The sequence below is a fragment of the uncultured Erythrobacter sp. genome (genome assembly GCF_947492365.1).
GTDB lineage: Bacteria > Pseudomonadota > Alphaproteobacteria > Sphingomonadales > Sphingomonadaceae > Erythrobacter.
This window is the reverse complement of record NZ_CANLMB010000002.1, coordinates 526941-540391: the sequence shown is the minus strand read 5'-3', so window position 1 is coordinate 540391 and position 13451 is coordinate 526941. Positions and strand designations below refer to the sequence as shown.

Below are 13451 nucleotides of genomic sequence, written 5' to 3'. Positions count from 1 at the left end.
AGCCGGTGCGGCTGAGGCAAGCAAACGTGTTTGCGCACTCAGCTGACCGGACGAACTTGATCTAACTGTCTCAAGTAATGAGGGAAATTCGGCGCCACCCACCTGCAGATCCGGCGCGATTGCCGGACTGGCTGCGGAGGTTTTGGCGGTGAGATCAAGCGGGGTCGCAATCAAGTTCGGCTTCCTTTTTACTGTGACCGACCGGCGTCAGCGGGTCTTGCCCGATGGAGTTTGCAACTTGCGTGCCATTGCCGCCGAAGCCGCGCCTTCGCGTTTGATCTCGAGCGCGGTCAGCTCGCGCCGTGCGGCATCGAGGCGGGCTTCGAGCCGTGTTGCGCGTGTATCAGCGGCCGCCAGTGTCTGGACCTGCCAGCGCGCCTGATCGCCAGCATCCTTGCTCGCTTCGTCGGCTTGCTCCGCGACCCCCTGAAGCGATTGAACAAAGGCGGTGTGATCGCGCAGGGCAGAGCCACTGGGCAGCTCGCCGCGTGCTACATATTCGCGCATCAGCGCGCGGCTGCGCTCAGCCAGGGCAGCGCTTTTGCTTTCCTCAGCCAAAGCATCGGCAAGTGCAGCCATCGCATCGCGCCGCGCAATCTTAGCCAGGGTCAGTTGGCGTTCGAATCGGCTATGGCGTCGGCGCTCATTCATCAGGCACCATCAGCGTCTGCAATGCCTCGAAGCTGACCGGCAAAGCAGAGGCCTCGCCCCGCGCCTGCCGCAGAAACCCGTCAATTGCCTGCGACTGCGCTAGCGCGCGGTCGAGCAACGGGTCTGAGCCCGCGCGATAGGCCCCCATCAAGACCAGATCGCGGTTCTCCTCACGCGCGGCAATCAGCGCGCGCAGTTGCAAGGCAGTCGCGGCAATCGGCTCAGGCACGATATCGTCCATCACCCGGCTCAGCGAAGCAGGCACATCAATCGCAGGATAATGCCCGCGCTGCGCCAGATCGCGCGACAGGACGAGGTGCCCGTCAAGGATCGCCCGCGCCGTATCGACCACCGGATCGCTGGTGTCATCGCCATCGGCGAGCACGGTGTAGAGACCAGTGATCGCTCCGCCCGATTGCGCCGAATTGCCGCTGCGCTCGACCAGCCTCGTGATCGCAGCCAGCGCAGATGGCGGATAGCCGCGCGCTGCGCCCGGCTCCCCCAGCACAAGGGCCAATTCGCGCGCCGCATGGGCAACACGGGTCAGGCTATCGAGCACCAGCAGCACATTCTTGCCCTGAGCGCGGAAATATTCGGCAATCGCGGTCGCGTATTGCGCCGCGCGCAGCCGCAGATTGGGGGCGTGATCGGCTGGAACCGCCACCACCACCATTCGCCCGCGCTGCAATCCAGTCATATGCCGCGCAACAAAATCAGAGACTTCGCGCGCGCGTTCTCCGATCAGCGCGACGACGGTGATATCGGCCACAGCATTGCCCGCAATCGTGTCGAGCAGAACCGACTTGCCGACGCCCGAGCCTGCGATGATGCCCATTCGCTGTCCCACGCCGATGGTCGCCAGCGCGTTGATCGCGCGCACGCCGCAATCGAATGGCTCACGCACCGGCGCGCGTTCGAGCGCCCCTTCGCGCATTCCGGAAAGCGGCCATTTCGCGCCAGAATCCAGCGGCGGGCCGCCATCAATCGGATTGCCCAGCCCGTCGACTGCTCGGCCCAGCAAGGCCTCTCCGACGCGCACCGTTCCCGGCGATCCGACCGATCGGACGCGGGCGCTGGGATGGAGCAATTGCGTATCGCCAAGCAGCATCATCAGCGAATGACCGCCGCGAAATCCGATCACTTCGGCCAGCGCCTCGGTGCCGTTGTCATTCTCGATAGCTCCCAGCGATCCAATCGGCAGAGCAAGCCCTGCGACCTCGATCAAGCCGCCATCGCAGGCCACCACGCGGCCTGACAAGACAGGGCCCGAGGCGGTTTCGATATTGCGGAACCGCGCGAGTTCGATCTGCATCTCAGCGAGCATCGCTATTATCCGCGGATCGCAGCGGCGATGGCGCGGCGCCAGTCGGCTGGACCATCGCTGATCGCGCCATCGGGTCCTTCGAAATGCAGCCCCCCGCGCTCCACCGCTGGATCGGCAACTACTTGCCAATGTTCTTTGGTATCGGCGTCGAGCAGCTCCATATCCGCAGGATTGAGGTGCAGCGCATGTTCGCAGGCCGCCTTGCCAAGCCGCGTCGCCGCAGCCTCGCAGCGCGCCCTGAGCGCCTCGGCCTCGGGCTGGTAATCTGCAAGTGTCTGTCCGCACAGCGCGATGACCGTCTCAGCCAGCTCGTTTGCCAGACTGTCGATCGCTGCTGCATCAAGCTCGCGAAAGGTCAGGCGCAGCGCCTTGCGGTGAAGCAGATCGGCCTCGCGCTCTTCATTCGCGGCAGCCCGGCCCAGAGCTTCACCCCGCGCGAGCGCCTCTGCCACCGGATCGGGCGGCGGGGGAGCCGTGACGCTGGGGTCAGCCGGACAATCGACAACCGCCGGTTTGCGCGCAATCGGCAGGCCTTCGACAAAGCCGCCCGGAGCCGCGAGCGCGGCGATCCAGTCAGGCGTGCCGCGGCGCTCATCAGGTTCCGCCGGATCTGCCAGCGCGGCGATCCAATCAGACGAATTCGCCATCGTCGGCCCCTATTGCAATCTCTCCCTGATCGGCCAGTGCGCGCGCGACTTCGACAATCTTGCGCTTCGCCGCGTCCACTTCGCTGCGCGCCAGGCGGCCGCGCAGTTCGATCTCGTCGCGGATGCCATCGGCAGCGCGGCTCGACATGGATGCGAAGAACGGTTCGCGGCTGGCCTCGTCGACACCTTTGAGCGCATCGACCAGCGCTTCGTTGTCGACATCGCGCAGCAACCTGCCCATCGCCATTGCGTCGAGGTCGTAGAGCATTTCGAAGGTGAACAGTTCCTCTTCGATTTTCTCGGCGAGCGGCGCGTCGCGCTGCGCGATTGCGGGCAGCACAGTGTTGCGCAGATCGCCAGCGCCCAGATTGATGAGGTTGGCCGCTTCGCGCGGGCCACCCAAAGTCAGAGCACCCGGACCGAAGCGTGCACCGATCCGCTGGGATAGCAGCTTGTCGATCATGCCGACCGCCTGCTGCGAAATCGGCCCGATCCGCGCTACGCGTTCGACCACAGCCGACTGGACCTGTTCGGGCAGTGCAGAAAGCACTTCGGCAGCGGGTTCGGGCTCGAGCATCAGCAGCAAGGCCGCGATCATCTGCGGGTGTTCGTCTTCGACCAGCTTGATCAGCACAGGCGGGGCCAGCCAGCGCGCCATCTCGATACTGCGGGGACGGCTGACGGGATCAATCCGCAGCATCATGCTTTCGGTCTTGGTCGGGCCAATCGAGCGGTTGAGCAATGCGCGCACCTGAGCGCCGCGATCCGCCTTGGCAAGGACCTCGCGCGTGCTTTCGCTGACGAAATCCTCCAGCGCCTCGGCCATGGATGGCGCGTCGATCTCGCCCAGCTGGCACATGGCCGCGCCGATCTGTTCAAGTTCGTCGGGGCCAAGCCGCGACAACAGGCCTGCGGCCTCGTCGTCGCTCAGCAACATCAAAAAGACTGCCGCGCGGTCGACCCGGCTGAGCAAGGGCGCGGGTGCAGTAGGAGCGCCTTCCTCCATTTCTTCGGTTGAGAGCGCGTTCACCGGGCAGTTGCCTCTTTTTGCTGGTCGCGGGATAGATCGAGCATGCGTTGCAGCGCCTCGACCGCGCGATCGGGCTGGGCCGCAGCCAATTGCCGCGCCAGATCAACCTTTTGCGGGAAGTTGGCTTGCAGCACCTCTGCATCCTCGGCGGCGCGTTCGCGTTTCTCGTCGCCCTCGATCATTGCGCTTTCACCCTCTTCTTCAAGCGTGCCGGGCGCCGCGCCTGCTTCGCGCATCCGCTTGATCAGCGGGCGCACGGCCAGCATCAGCACCAGCAGCACCGCGATCAGCGCGGTCATATAGCGCAGCACATCGGCGAACCACTTGGCTTCGTAAAAGGCCGGCGCTGGCAATTCGGAGGCTTCGAAAGCGCTCACCACAACCTGAACCTGATCGCCGCGCGCTTCATCCGCGCCGACTGCCGCGCTGACCAGCGATTGCAGCTGTTCGGACGTCATTGGCGCAGCCGCTTCGAGCGCGGCATCGCTGACCGCGACTGCGACCGAGAGCTTCACCAGACCGCCCGGACGTGTGCTGGAGACCGCCACTTCACGGCCCAATTCGTAATTGCGTTGCACCGCGCTTTCACTGTCGGTGGGTGGCTGCGCTGGCGCTTCTTCGCCGGCACCGGCGGCCTGCGGGTCGGGCGGACCGTCGACAAGCTCTGCATCGGGCGGAGGGGTGTTGGCAGGCACGCCCGGCACTCCGCCAACGCCTGCACCGGCCAGGCGCGTAGAGGTGCGTTCGCTCTCGCTGCGGATCGCCCCTTCGGAATCATAGGTTTCGCGCGCCGAAGTGATCTCCGCCTGATCAAGTTCGACCTGAACTTGACTGGAGAAATTTCCGTCGCCCAGCAGCGGCAGAAGCAGACTGGTAACCTGCTCGCGCAGTTTCGCTTCGAATTCGCGTTGGAGAATCAACCCGTCGAGCGTGCCTTCGCGTTCGGACGACAGCAGGCGGCCATTCTGGTCGACCACGCGCACGGCATCGCTGCTCATCCCCGGAACCGAACCGGACACCAGATTGACGATGGCATTGACCTGCGCCTCGTTCAGACTGCGGCCCGAGACAAGCCGCACCATCACGCTGGCGCTGGGCGGATTGTTGGCGCGCACAAAGACCGAGCGTTCGGGCGTCGCAAGGTGGACGCGCACGCTCTCGATCCCGTCAATTTCGCGGATGGTCAGCATCAATTCGCGCTCGCGTGCCAACCGCAATCTTTCGCCTTCCAGCGTGCGGCTGGAGCCGATGGGGATCGCATCGAGCATCTCGCTCGCGCCTTGTGGAGCGGCCAGACCGGCATCGCTCGCCACCAGCATCCGCGCGCGGTAGACGTCGTTTTCCGACACGGTGAGCGCGCCGGTTGCGTTGTCGATCGAATAGGAAATGCCAGAGCGGTCGAGCGTTTCGACCACCTTGGCCCGCTCGCCATCGCTAAGCCCTGCATAGAGCGTGCGCTGCGGCCCATCGGCGATCATCAGATAGAGCGCGGCGAGGATCGCCACCACTCCGACACAGATCAAAGCGGGCAAAGCGCGGCGAAAGGCGGGCTGTGCGGTAAATTCGGAAAAGCGCGCGCGCCAATCGGCAGGAGGCGCGCCGCCAATCGCAATCGCGCCTTCAGCGGGCACAGGAACCATTGTTTCAGCCACCTATCAGCTCCCCATCCGCATGATTTCTTGATAGGCGGAGAGCAGTTTGTTGCGGACCTGCAAGGTCGCCTCAAACGCGACACCCGCTTCCTGACGGGCGAGCATAACCTGCGCGATATCCGTCACCTCACCGCGCTCATAGGCGGCCTGCATATTGCCCGAACGTTGCTGAACCGCGCTGACATTTTGCAGCGCGTCGGTCAGCACTTCGCCAAAACCGCCGCCTTGAGGCGGTGTCTGGCTCGCGCCCTGAACCGGCGGATTGCCGGTTGCATCGCGCACATCCTGCAAGGCCCGGCTGCGCGAGAGCACTTCTGCCCGCAGCGCCATGACCTGCTGGACACCGCTCGCTTGTCCGACGCTGCTCATGCTTTACCCCCTTTGGCAATCAATCCGGTTTCGCGCATCGAGGCGAGCCGATAACGCAAGGTCCGCTCGGAAATGCCGAGGCTTTGCGCGGTCCGTGCGCGGTGGCCGTTATGGCTTTCCAGAGCCGACAGGATCGCTTTCGCCTCGGACTGGAACGCGACATCGGAGAGCGATTTCGCGCCGGACCGGGATGGCGTTGAAGGTGTCGGGGAGGCCTCGCCCGCCTCCTGCATAGCCGCATCGACAGGACGCACTTTCTGATCAAAGACAATGTGTTCAGAGCCGATGCACGGCTCTTTACCCGCCAACAGGATCGCGCGGCGGATGACATTTTCCAGCTCGCGGACATTGCCCGGCCAGACATGCGCTTTGAGCATGTCGAGCGCGGATTGCGAGATCCAGCACGGCATGCCCGGCTCGCAGGCGTGCCGCAGCAGCATCGCAAAGGCGAGCGGAGCAATGTCGCCCGCACGGGTGCGCAAGGCAGGCAGAGCCATGGGAAAAACGTTGAGACGGTAGAGCAGGTCTTCGCGGAACCGCCCTGCCTGCACTTCGCTGGCCAGCGTCCGGTTGGTGGAGGCGACGATGCGGACATTGACGCTGACCGGCTTGGTCGCGCCCAGCGGCAGCACTTCGCCTTCCTGCAAAACCCGCAGCAATTTGGCCTGAAGCGCAATTGGCAGCTCGCCAATCTCGTCGAGCAGCAATGTACCGCCGTCAGCCGCGCGGAACAGCCCCTCGCGCGCTTCGGCGGCGCCGGTAAACGCGCCTTTGCGGTGGCCGAACAGCATGCCTTCGAGCATCGCCTCGGGCATGGCAGCGCAATTGACCGCGAGGAATGCGGCGTCCTTGCGCGCGCTCATCCGGTGGACGAAGCGCGCGATCACTTCCTTGCCGGTGCCGGTCGGCCCTTCGAGCAGGACGGGTATCTCGCTCGCGGCGATCCGCTCTGCCAATGTCAGCAGGGCAAGGCTTTCATTGTCGCCCGCGACCGGCCAGCCTTTTGCAGCAGCACTGGCGATCAGCGCCGATTGCGCCGCGCCGAGTGTTTGCGGCGAATAGGCCAAAGTGACACGGGCAGCGCCGATGCGGGTAAGTGCGGGCTTGTCGTCATGAACAAGATCGATGGCAAGCTGACCAGCGCTGCATTTGCTGCGCGGATCAAAGCGGCCATGATCGCCCAAAACGATCCGGTCGCGCTGCCAGCTTTGGGCGAGCAGAGGCAGGGTCGGATCAACAAGAGCGCTATGAGGACCGCAAATCGGCTCGCCCGGAAACAATGCTTCGCCGCTTGTTTCGTCTGTTTGTATTTCTGGAATTTCGCTCTGGAGCACTCGCCTGAATCCACAAGATCATTGCTGGTGGAAAGGATTTGCGCCCGCGGCGTCCAAGATAGGACGAATTTAAGCACCCGTATCATCCCTAAGGGTTTGCCCCCGTATCGATGGGCCAAGAAACAGCGCGGAAACGGGCGGTTGGGAAAAGCTTCTCCGGCAAAGCCCTTAAACATTTTCGCAGGTGGTCGCTCTTAGCTCCAGCAGGTGCATTTCCCCGCCCTGTCCTGACCACTCGATGACCACCACGGGAGTTTGAATAATGTCTGTAATTAACACCAATATCTCGGCCCTTCGCGCTCAGAATGCGAGCATGCGGGCCAATGAAATGCTCGGCACTGCAATGGAGCGTCTGTCGACCGGCCAACGTATCAACGGTGCGGCTGATGATGCTGCTGGCCTGTCGATTGCAACCGGCTTTACCTCCGACATTCGCGGCCTCAATCAGGGCATTCGCAATGCCAGCGACGGTATTGCGCTCGCCCAGACCGCTGAAGGCGCGTTGGAAGAAGTCACCAACATGCTCCAGCGCGTTCGCGAACTGGCTATCCAGTCGAGCACCGGCACTTATGATACGGAAGCTCGCGGCTTCATGGATCAGGAAGTCGACGAGTTGCGCGCACAGATCACCGACATTCTGTCGAACACCAGCTTTAATGGTGTGACCTTGTTCAGCACGACGAGCGGCACCGATGTTACGGTCGATATCGCGATCGATGCGGGCCGCACGGTGACGCTCACCAGCAATGCGATCGATGGCACCAACATCACCGCCACCGGCCTTGACGTGACCACCGCCACCGCAGCGGGAACGACGATCACCAATGTCGACTCCCTGCTCTCGGCCGTAAACACCACGCGTTCCTCGCTGGGTGCGGGGCAGAACCGGCTCGAAGCGGCTATCGGTAACCTGACCACAACCTCAACCAACCTTTCCGATGCAAGGTCGCGGATCCAGGATGCGGATTATTCGTCCGAGACCACCGCGCTCGCCAAGGCGCAGATCCTCGGACAGGCTTCAACCGCAATGCTTGCCCAGGCAAACCAGTCGCAGCAAAGCGTACTGTCCCTGCTCCGTTAATCGAACGCAGGACAAGCTCCCCGCTGGGGTGGCAGGGAAGCCCGGGGCAATTCGCTCCGGGCTTCTTGCTGCTTAAACAATCCGGTCAGATAAAAGGCCCGCTTGCGCGACGTGCACAAGCGGGCCTTATCGTTTCTGCCGTGTCATAAGAATTGGAACCGGAGCGATCAGAAACCGGCAGCGCTGCGGTCCTGCCAGTCGACCACTTCGAGATAATTGCGCAGGCGGTTTTCCTCCAGCCGCGCGATCAGCTGATTGGCATGAAAGGGCAGCAGGAATTCGGCGACAGCTGTTGACCAGTCTGCGCTGGCATCGAAGATGATGCCAAGGCCAAAGACCGCCGGAACATGGACATAGAACAGCGGGCGCTCATCGGTGTCTGCTTCGCGCAGAAAATCTTCGACAGCGGTAAGAACCCCATTGCGTTCGCCGCCCGATTCAAGTGCGACAGCGAACTGCCCCTGCCCCCGAAAGCCGCGCCCTTTGAAAACCCCATCATTACCGAGCACCACCCCGTGATCATAGCTGTGCGGGTGGCGCCAGCCGGGCGGAACACGGTCGGGCGCGTAATAGAAGTCGCGCCGTGCACAGGGCCATGACACATCGTGCATAAATGCGAGCAGGGGCCGGTCAGCCTCGCGTTGGATCGCGTCGACCGCAATCAGCTCATTGTAGACCGTGTAGTAATTGTGATCGCCGTCGATGAACCACGCATCAACTGCGCCGGAATCCTCCAGTGCTTCCAGACTGGGCCGCGGGACATGATTGACCTGGTCCTCGCCCGCTTGCCATTCGAGAAAGCCGTCGGCTGGTTCGGGATCGATGCAAGTAAGCGTCCCTCCGACCTTAGCCGCGCGCTGCGCAAGCACTTTGGACATCCCGCCGAATTCGCTGCCGATCTCGGCAATGTCGCGGACCTTGGCCTCGTCAAGACAGGGCAGGATAATGCTCGAAAATTCGGACATCGAGTGGATCAGGAGTTCGCTCATGCCGCAGCATCCTTCATTTGGTTTTCGCGGGTTGCAGGCTGGCTGGAAGAGCTGGCCTGATGGGCGCGCTGGCCCACAGGTCGAAGACGCAGTGGCCGAAGTGTGATTTCGATCATTTGAGGCTTGCCGCCTTCGCTTTGAGCAGGCGGATTGACCAGCATAAAAGCCGCCGGATCGGTGCATTCGAAAATGCCCTCTGCATGCTCGGTCATCGCGTCGAATTGCGCCTCGAGCCGGGCTGGAGTCTCGTCATTGCGGGCATCGCCCTTGAGCGTCGCCACTTCCGACAAAGTGACCGACGACAATTCAAGCCACTCGAAAACCGAGCCGACTTGCAGCGCAATTCCGCGCGCACCCGGCGCAATTGGCAGCCGCACTGTGTAGTAACCCTGATGCGTGGCCTCGGCCTCAACTTCGAGCCGCGCGCTGTCTTTCTCGCCAAGATAAAAGGCCGGGACCGCAATTTTGACAAAACTGCTGTCGGTATAGGACAGGCTAAGGCCAAAGCGTTTCTGCACCAGCAGCGACAGCCGCGTATTGATGTCTTCACCTGCGAGTTCGGCGGGCAGGAACATGCGCGCTGAGCCCTTCATGTAGAACAGTCCGCGCCGCCGCATCCCCTCTGCCGAATGATCCGGATCGAACAGCGCCACCATCCGTTCGCTGCCCAGATTGACGTCATGCTCAAAGCTCTTGAGCACCTCCAGTTCCTGCGGGAGAGGAAGGAACATAAAGCGGGTGAGCACGCCCAGCGCCGCTTCGCGCCAGCCACGCTCGGCATGGGTGTCGGTTTCACGGTTGATAGGGGGGTGTTGCGCCGCTTGGGCAAAGCGAACCGCGCCCGCTTGCACGCGGCCGCGCACATCGCTTTGCGCGCCTTTGACCGCGCTTTGCTTGCGGATTGGATCGCCGACTTCGCTGAAGTCCACTACCGATCCCAGCTCGCAAGTAGCCAGCTGCTCGATCACCGCGACATTGGCGCACAAGGCTTCGAGCATTTCGGCATCATAGTGCCGCGCATCGATCAGCCCTTTCTTGTCGAGCCCGCTTGCGCTCATCTCGCGCAGCAACAGGTAACGGCCCGCAACATGGCAATCGAAAGCCTCGGCCAGCAGCGCATCAACGCGGTCCTGCGCCGAGCCGTTATAGCCAAGATCGACCAGCATCAGCGTGTCGCCCGGCGCGATCGGTTTTTGCGGATCGACCGCCGCGCGAATATGCGCGATCAGGCGTTCGGCGCGCGCGCGCGAACGGCGGCGGGTGAGTTTCTCGCGCTGGCCTTTCTTCAGTTCGGCGCGCAGGCGGTGGCTCGCAGCAACCCTGTCCGCATCGGTTCTGGGATTGCCGACGATCTTGGCGACTTCCGCGCCTTCAAACAGCATCTGGCGCGCCAAGGTTGCTGGGTTAAGGCCAAACTCAAGCGTCCATTGCTGACGATAGGCCTCGCGCGTGGTCAGCGAGGCGCCAATCGCGACAAAGCGGCTGATCTCGACCCGCGCGGTGCTGGGCGCTTCATCGCCGGTCTGGTGGATTAGATGCGGCAAATGTCCGTCGCGCAGCATGAAGAGCCAATGGACCGTTCCGCCCCGCTCAGCCTCGATGGCCTCCGCCTCGGCACGCAGCCATTGGTCAAATCCGTGAAAGACCGGGCCAAGCACGCTCGCCCCCAAGGCTCCGGCTGGATCATCCTCTCGCGGTTCTGCGGCCGCCAGTAGCGGCCGATGCGGCATCAATCCGCGCACGCCGCTTTGCTCATCACCCGCAAGCTGCTGGCATGATCGTTCAAAGCGCATCCGCTGGCGGGCGTGCTCGGAAAACTGGAGCAAATGCAGCGCCGGAATGCCCAACGCGCGCGCCGCGTCAAAATCGGCTGCCTTATTATCGCCGATATGCAAGACCTCAGCCGCGCGGCACTTCATCGCCTTGATCGCGCAGGCCAGCATCCCTTGGGTTTTCGAAACGCCTTCTTGCGAGGAGGCAAAAACATTGTCGATCAGTGCGGCCACTTCTGCACCCGCTGCATCCGCGATCAACTGGCGCAGCTGATCGGCATCGAGATAGGTGTCCGAGACGATCATGACCTTGTGACCCGCCGCTTTGGCTGCACGCATCAGGGCGATAGTCGGTTCAAATCCAAAACAGGCGCGCGCTTCGGCGGCGAGTTCTTCCGCAATCGCGGCTTCGCGGGCCTCAGGCGAGGCGCTGGGCATTGAGTGGGCATAGATATCGGCAAGGCCAACCTCGCTGCGCTGGTGCAAGGTCGCAGCTTGTTTGCGGGCATTGGCTTCGCCTCTCACGCGCTGGGCGATGGACAGGTCCGGAAGACCGGCAAAGACATCGGTTGGCGCATGGCAATCGCGCCACAGCAAAGTGTCGAAGCAATCGAGTGAAAGCACTTTCATATTGGCCGGTCCGCGCTCCAGCGCGTGCGGCATTTCATGCGGCAGGATTGTCTCTGTCATCGCGTCGTTCCCCATTGGTCCATGCACGGCAGAGCTAAGCCATCATGCTTTACGGGGTCGGAGCAGCAGCCTCCGCGCTATCCCTTAGGGCGGTTTGCTGAGGGCGCTCGAGAGGCGGAGCCTCTGCCGGCGGAATAGCAGGCGGAGTTCTCGGGCGGGGCCTGACCCGCTCGCGCGGCTCGTTAAGCAACAGCAGCGAAATCCGGCGGTTGCGCGGGTCGGCGGGATCATCAGCGATCAGCGGCTCGGTATCGGCAACCCCTTCGATCCGGGCAAAGCGGCCCTGCGGAATGCCGCCGAGGATCAGCTGCTGGCGCGTTGCCTCTGCGCGGCCTGCGGAGAGCGACCAATTGTTGGCAACAACGCCTGACCGCCACGGCAGCGAATCTGTGTGACCGCGCAGGATCAGCGGGCTTTGTTGGTCCGAGATCGCCTCTCCGATGATCTCCAGGAGCCCGCGCGCATCGTCGGTGAGGATCGTGGTGCCGAGCGAGAACATCGAGAAGTCCGCATCATCGACCAGATCAATCCTGATGCCATCAGGCGCGCGCATCACGCGGACCTGATTGGCGAGGTGAGAGAGTTCGCGCTGCTCCGCGAGCTTTCGATCAATGGCTTCGCGCAGGTCGCGCACCCGCTCCACATCGGCCTCACCCCGACCGCCGCCTTCGACCGGCCCGCCCTGCGCGCCGCGCGGAACAGTCATCGACTGGGTGCCGGTCTGGCCCTGACGGTTGGGGTAATTATCGACATCAGTGATCGAGCTGCCGCCCAACATGCCGTCAGAACCTGCGCTTTGCTGGCGGGTCTTGACCAGGGTTGGCGCGAAATAGTCGGCAATGCCCTTGCGCTGGTTTTCCTCTGTCGCACCCAGCAGCCAGAGCAATAGAAAGAACGCCATCATCGCGGTCACGAAGTCGGCATAGGCCACCTTCCAAGCGCCGCCGTGATGGCCTCCACCTTCAATCGTGATCTTCTTGACGATGATCGGTGCCGGAATCTCGGCTGGCGGTTCAGCGACTGCCTCTTTCGCCATCTCACTTGCCCCGCATCGCGTCGAGCAATTCGGTCAGTTTCGGACGGTGCGCAGGCGGCAGGCCCGAACGCGCGGCCTCGAGCACCATTGGCTGCGGATAGCCGTGGAGGCTGGCAATGATGACCTGCTTGATCGTGTGGAAGATCTGTTCGTCATGCGCGTTGATCTGTTTCAGCCGAGCGGCCATCGGCCCGGCAAATCCATAGGCCAGCAGCACGCCCAGAAACGTGCCGACCAGCGCGCCGCCGATCATCTTGCCCAGAACCTCGGGCGGTTCGTTGATCGAACCCATCGTCTTGATCACACCCAGCACAGCCGCGACGATACCCAATGCCGGGAACGCATCGGCGAGCGACTGGATCGCATGTTCGGGCTCGTGCATTTCGTGCAGCTGGGTCTTGATCGCATTGTCGATCACATCCTCGACCGCATGGGTGTCGAGCGTTCCCGACGACACCACCATCAAAGTCAGCGGATCGCAGATCATATCGACCACGACCGGGTCTTTTTGCAGGCGCGGATATTCGCTGAAAACGGTTGAGTTCTCGGGTTCAGTCACATGGCTTTCGAGCGCGACCGCCCCTTCCGATCGCATCAGTTTCATCAGCTTGCTGGTGAGCGCGATGGCGTCGATATGATCTTCGTCGGTGTATTTTTGCCCTTTGAACACCTTGCCAAGACCGCCGCCGAGCAGTTTGATCTCGTGCATGGAATTGCCGATTATGGTCGCGCCTAGCGCGGCCCCGCCGATCATCATCATTTCAAGCGGCAAGGCGGCGAGAACCGGCCCCAACGCCCCGCCCGCCAGCACAAAGCCGCCAAACACCAGGACGATCAGAACTACGATACCGATTGCGGCAAACATGGAACCGACCC

General features: G+C 62.8%; 12 protein-coding genes. 1 reads left to right on the top strand and 11 read right to left on the bottom strand.

All coding sequences use genetic code 11. The features are described from left to right. Positions 1–207 precede the first annotated feature (207 nt). The 7 genes from Q0887_RS13895 to Q0887_RS13865 all read right to left on the bottom strand — a co-directional run bounded on the left by Q0887_RS13895 (position 208) and on the right by Q0887_RS13865 (position 7007). Positions 208–579 carry a hypothetical protein gene (locus Q0887_RS13895; protein WP_299196421.1) on the bottom strand — a complete coding sequence of 124 codons (372 nt, stop codon included), beginning with the start codon at positions 577–579 and terminating at the stop codon, positions 208–210. Between the two features lie 64 nt (positions 580–643). Continuing rightward, positions 644–1963, bottom strand: coding sequence for a FliI/YscN family ATPase (locus tag Q0887_RS13890; RefSeq protein ID WP_299196776.1), 1320 nt, complete (start codon positions 1961–1963; stop codon positions 644–646). 17 nt (positions 1964–1980) lie between these two features. Then, positions 1981–2622, bottom strand: coding sequence for a FliH/SctL family protein (locus Q0887_RS13885; RefSeq protein ID WP_299196419.1), 642 nt, complete (start codon positions 2620–2622; stop codon positions 1981–1983). Beyond that, positions 2606–3652: a FliG C-terminal domain-containing protein gene (locus tag Q0887_RS13880; protein ID WP_299196417.1), complete on the bottom strand. Its 1047-nt coding sequence runs from the start codon at positions 3650–3652 to the stop codon at positions 2606–2608. The genes Q0887_RS13885 and Q0887_RS13880 overlap by 17 nt, the downstream gene beginning before the upstream one ends. After that, entirely contained in the window at positions 3649–5304 is a 1656-nt protein-coding gene (gene fliF, locus Q0887_RS13875) for a flagellar basal-body MS-ring/collar protein FliF (RefSeq protein WP_299196415.1), read from the bottom strand. Before fliF ends, Q0887_RS13880 begins: the two co-directional genes overlap by 4 nt. 3 nt (positions 5305–5307) lie before the next feature. Next, positions 5308–5673 (bottom strand): flagellar hook-basal body complex protein FliE, encoded by a 366-nt coding sequence (fliE, locus tag Q0887_RS13870; RefSeq protein ID WP_299196412.1) that lies wholly within the window; start codon positions 5671–5673, stop codon positions 5308–5310. Further along, positions 5670–7007, bottom strand: coding sequence for a sigma 54-interacting transcriptional regulator (locus tag Q0887_RS13865; RefSeq protein ID WP_299196409.1), 1338 nt, complete (start codon positions 7005–7007; stop codon positions 5670–5672). The genes fliE and Q0887_RS13865 overlap by 4 nt, the downstream gene beginning before the upstream one ends. A 262-nt stretch (positions 7008–7269) precedes the next feature. Between Q0887_RS13865 and Q0887_RS13860 the strand changes: the two genes are divergently transcribed. After that, complete coding sequence (locus Q0887_RS13860) at positions 7270–8088, top strand: flagellin (RefSeq protein WP_299196407.1); 819 nt, start codon at positions 7270–7272, stop codon at positions 8086–8088. Positions 8089–8255: 167 nt separating this feature from the next. Here Q0887_RS13860 and Q0887_RS13855 read toward each other — a convergent pair whose 3' ends face one another. Genes Q0887_RS13855 through motA form a run of 4 tightly spaced genes read right to left on the bottom strand, consistent with a single transcriptional unit; the run spans position 8256 to position 13440 of the window. Then, positions 8256–9077 carry a class I SAM-dependent methyltransferase gene (locus Q0887_RS13855; protein WP_299196404.1) on the bottom strand — a complete coding sequence of 274 codons (822 nt, stop codon included), beginning with the start codon at positions 9075–9077 and terminating at the stop codon, positions 8256–8258. Further along, positions 9074–11539 (bottom strand): HAD family hydrolase, encoded by a 2466-nt coding sequence (locus tag Q0887_RS13850; protein ID WP_299196402.1) that lies wholly within the window; start codon positions 11537–11539, stop codon positions 9074–9076. Before Q0887_RS13850 ends, Q0887_RS13855 begins: the two co-directional genes overlap by 4 nt. A 49-nt stretch (positions 11540–11588) precedes the next feature. After that, positions 11589–12575, bottom strand: coding sequence for a flagellar motor protein MotB (locus Q0887_RS13845; RefSeq protein ID WP_299196400.1), 987 nt, complete (start codon positions 12573–12575; stop codon positions 11589–11591). A gap of 1 nt (position 12576) precedes the next feature. After that, positions 12577–13440, bottom strand: a complete 864-nt coding sequence (gene motA / locus Q0887_RS13840) for a flagellar motor stator protein MotA (protein WP_299196398.1) — start codon at positions 13438–13440, stop codon at positions 12577–12579. Positions 13441–13451: the final 11 nt, after the last annotated feature.

Coding starts and splice junctions, on each gene's coding strand:
- Q0887_RS13845 (WP_299196400.1), bottom strand. CDS start 12,575: ATGGCGAAAGAGGCAGTCGCTGAACCGCCAGCCGAGATTCCGGCACCG.
- Q0887_RS13890 (WP_299196776.1), bottom strand. CDS start 1,963: ATGCAGATCGAACTCGCGCGGTTCCGCAATATCGAAACCGCCTCGGGC.
- Q0887_RS13855 (WP_299196404.1), bottom strand. CDS start 9,077: ATGAGCGAACTCCTGATCCACTCGATGTCCGAATTTTCGAGCATTATC.
- Q0887_RS13850 (WP_299196402.1), bottom strand. CDS start 11,539: ATGACAGAGACAATCCTGCCGCATGAAATGCCGCACGCGCTGGAGCGC.
- Q0887_RS13860 (WP_299196407.1), top strand. CDS start 7,270: ATGTCTGTAATTAACACCAATATCTCGGCCCTTCGCGCTCAGAATGCG.
- fliE (WP_299196412.1), bottom strand. CDS start 5,673: ATGAGCAGCGTCGGACAAGCGAGCGGTGTCCAGCAGGTCATGGCGCTG.
- Q0887_RS13895 (WP_299196421.1), bottom strand. CDS start 579: ATGGCTGCACTTGCCGATGCTTTGGCTGAGGAAAGCAAAAGCGCTGCC.
- Q0887_RS13885 (WP_299196419.1), bottom strand. CDS start 2,622: ATGGCGAATTCGTCTGATTGGATCGCCGCGCTGGCAGATCCGGCGGAA.
- motA (WP_299196398.1), bottom strand. CDS start 13,440: ATGTTTGCCGCAATCGGTATCGTAGTTCTGATCGTCCTGGTGTTTGGC.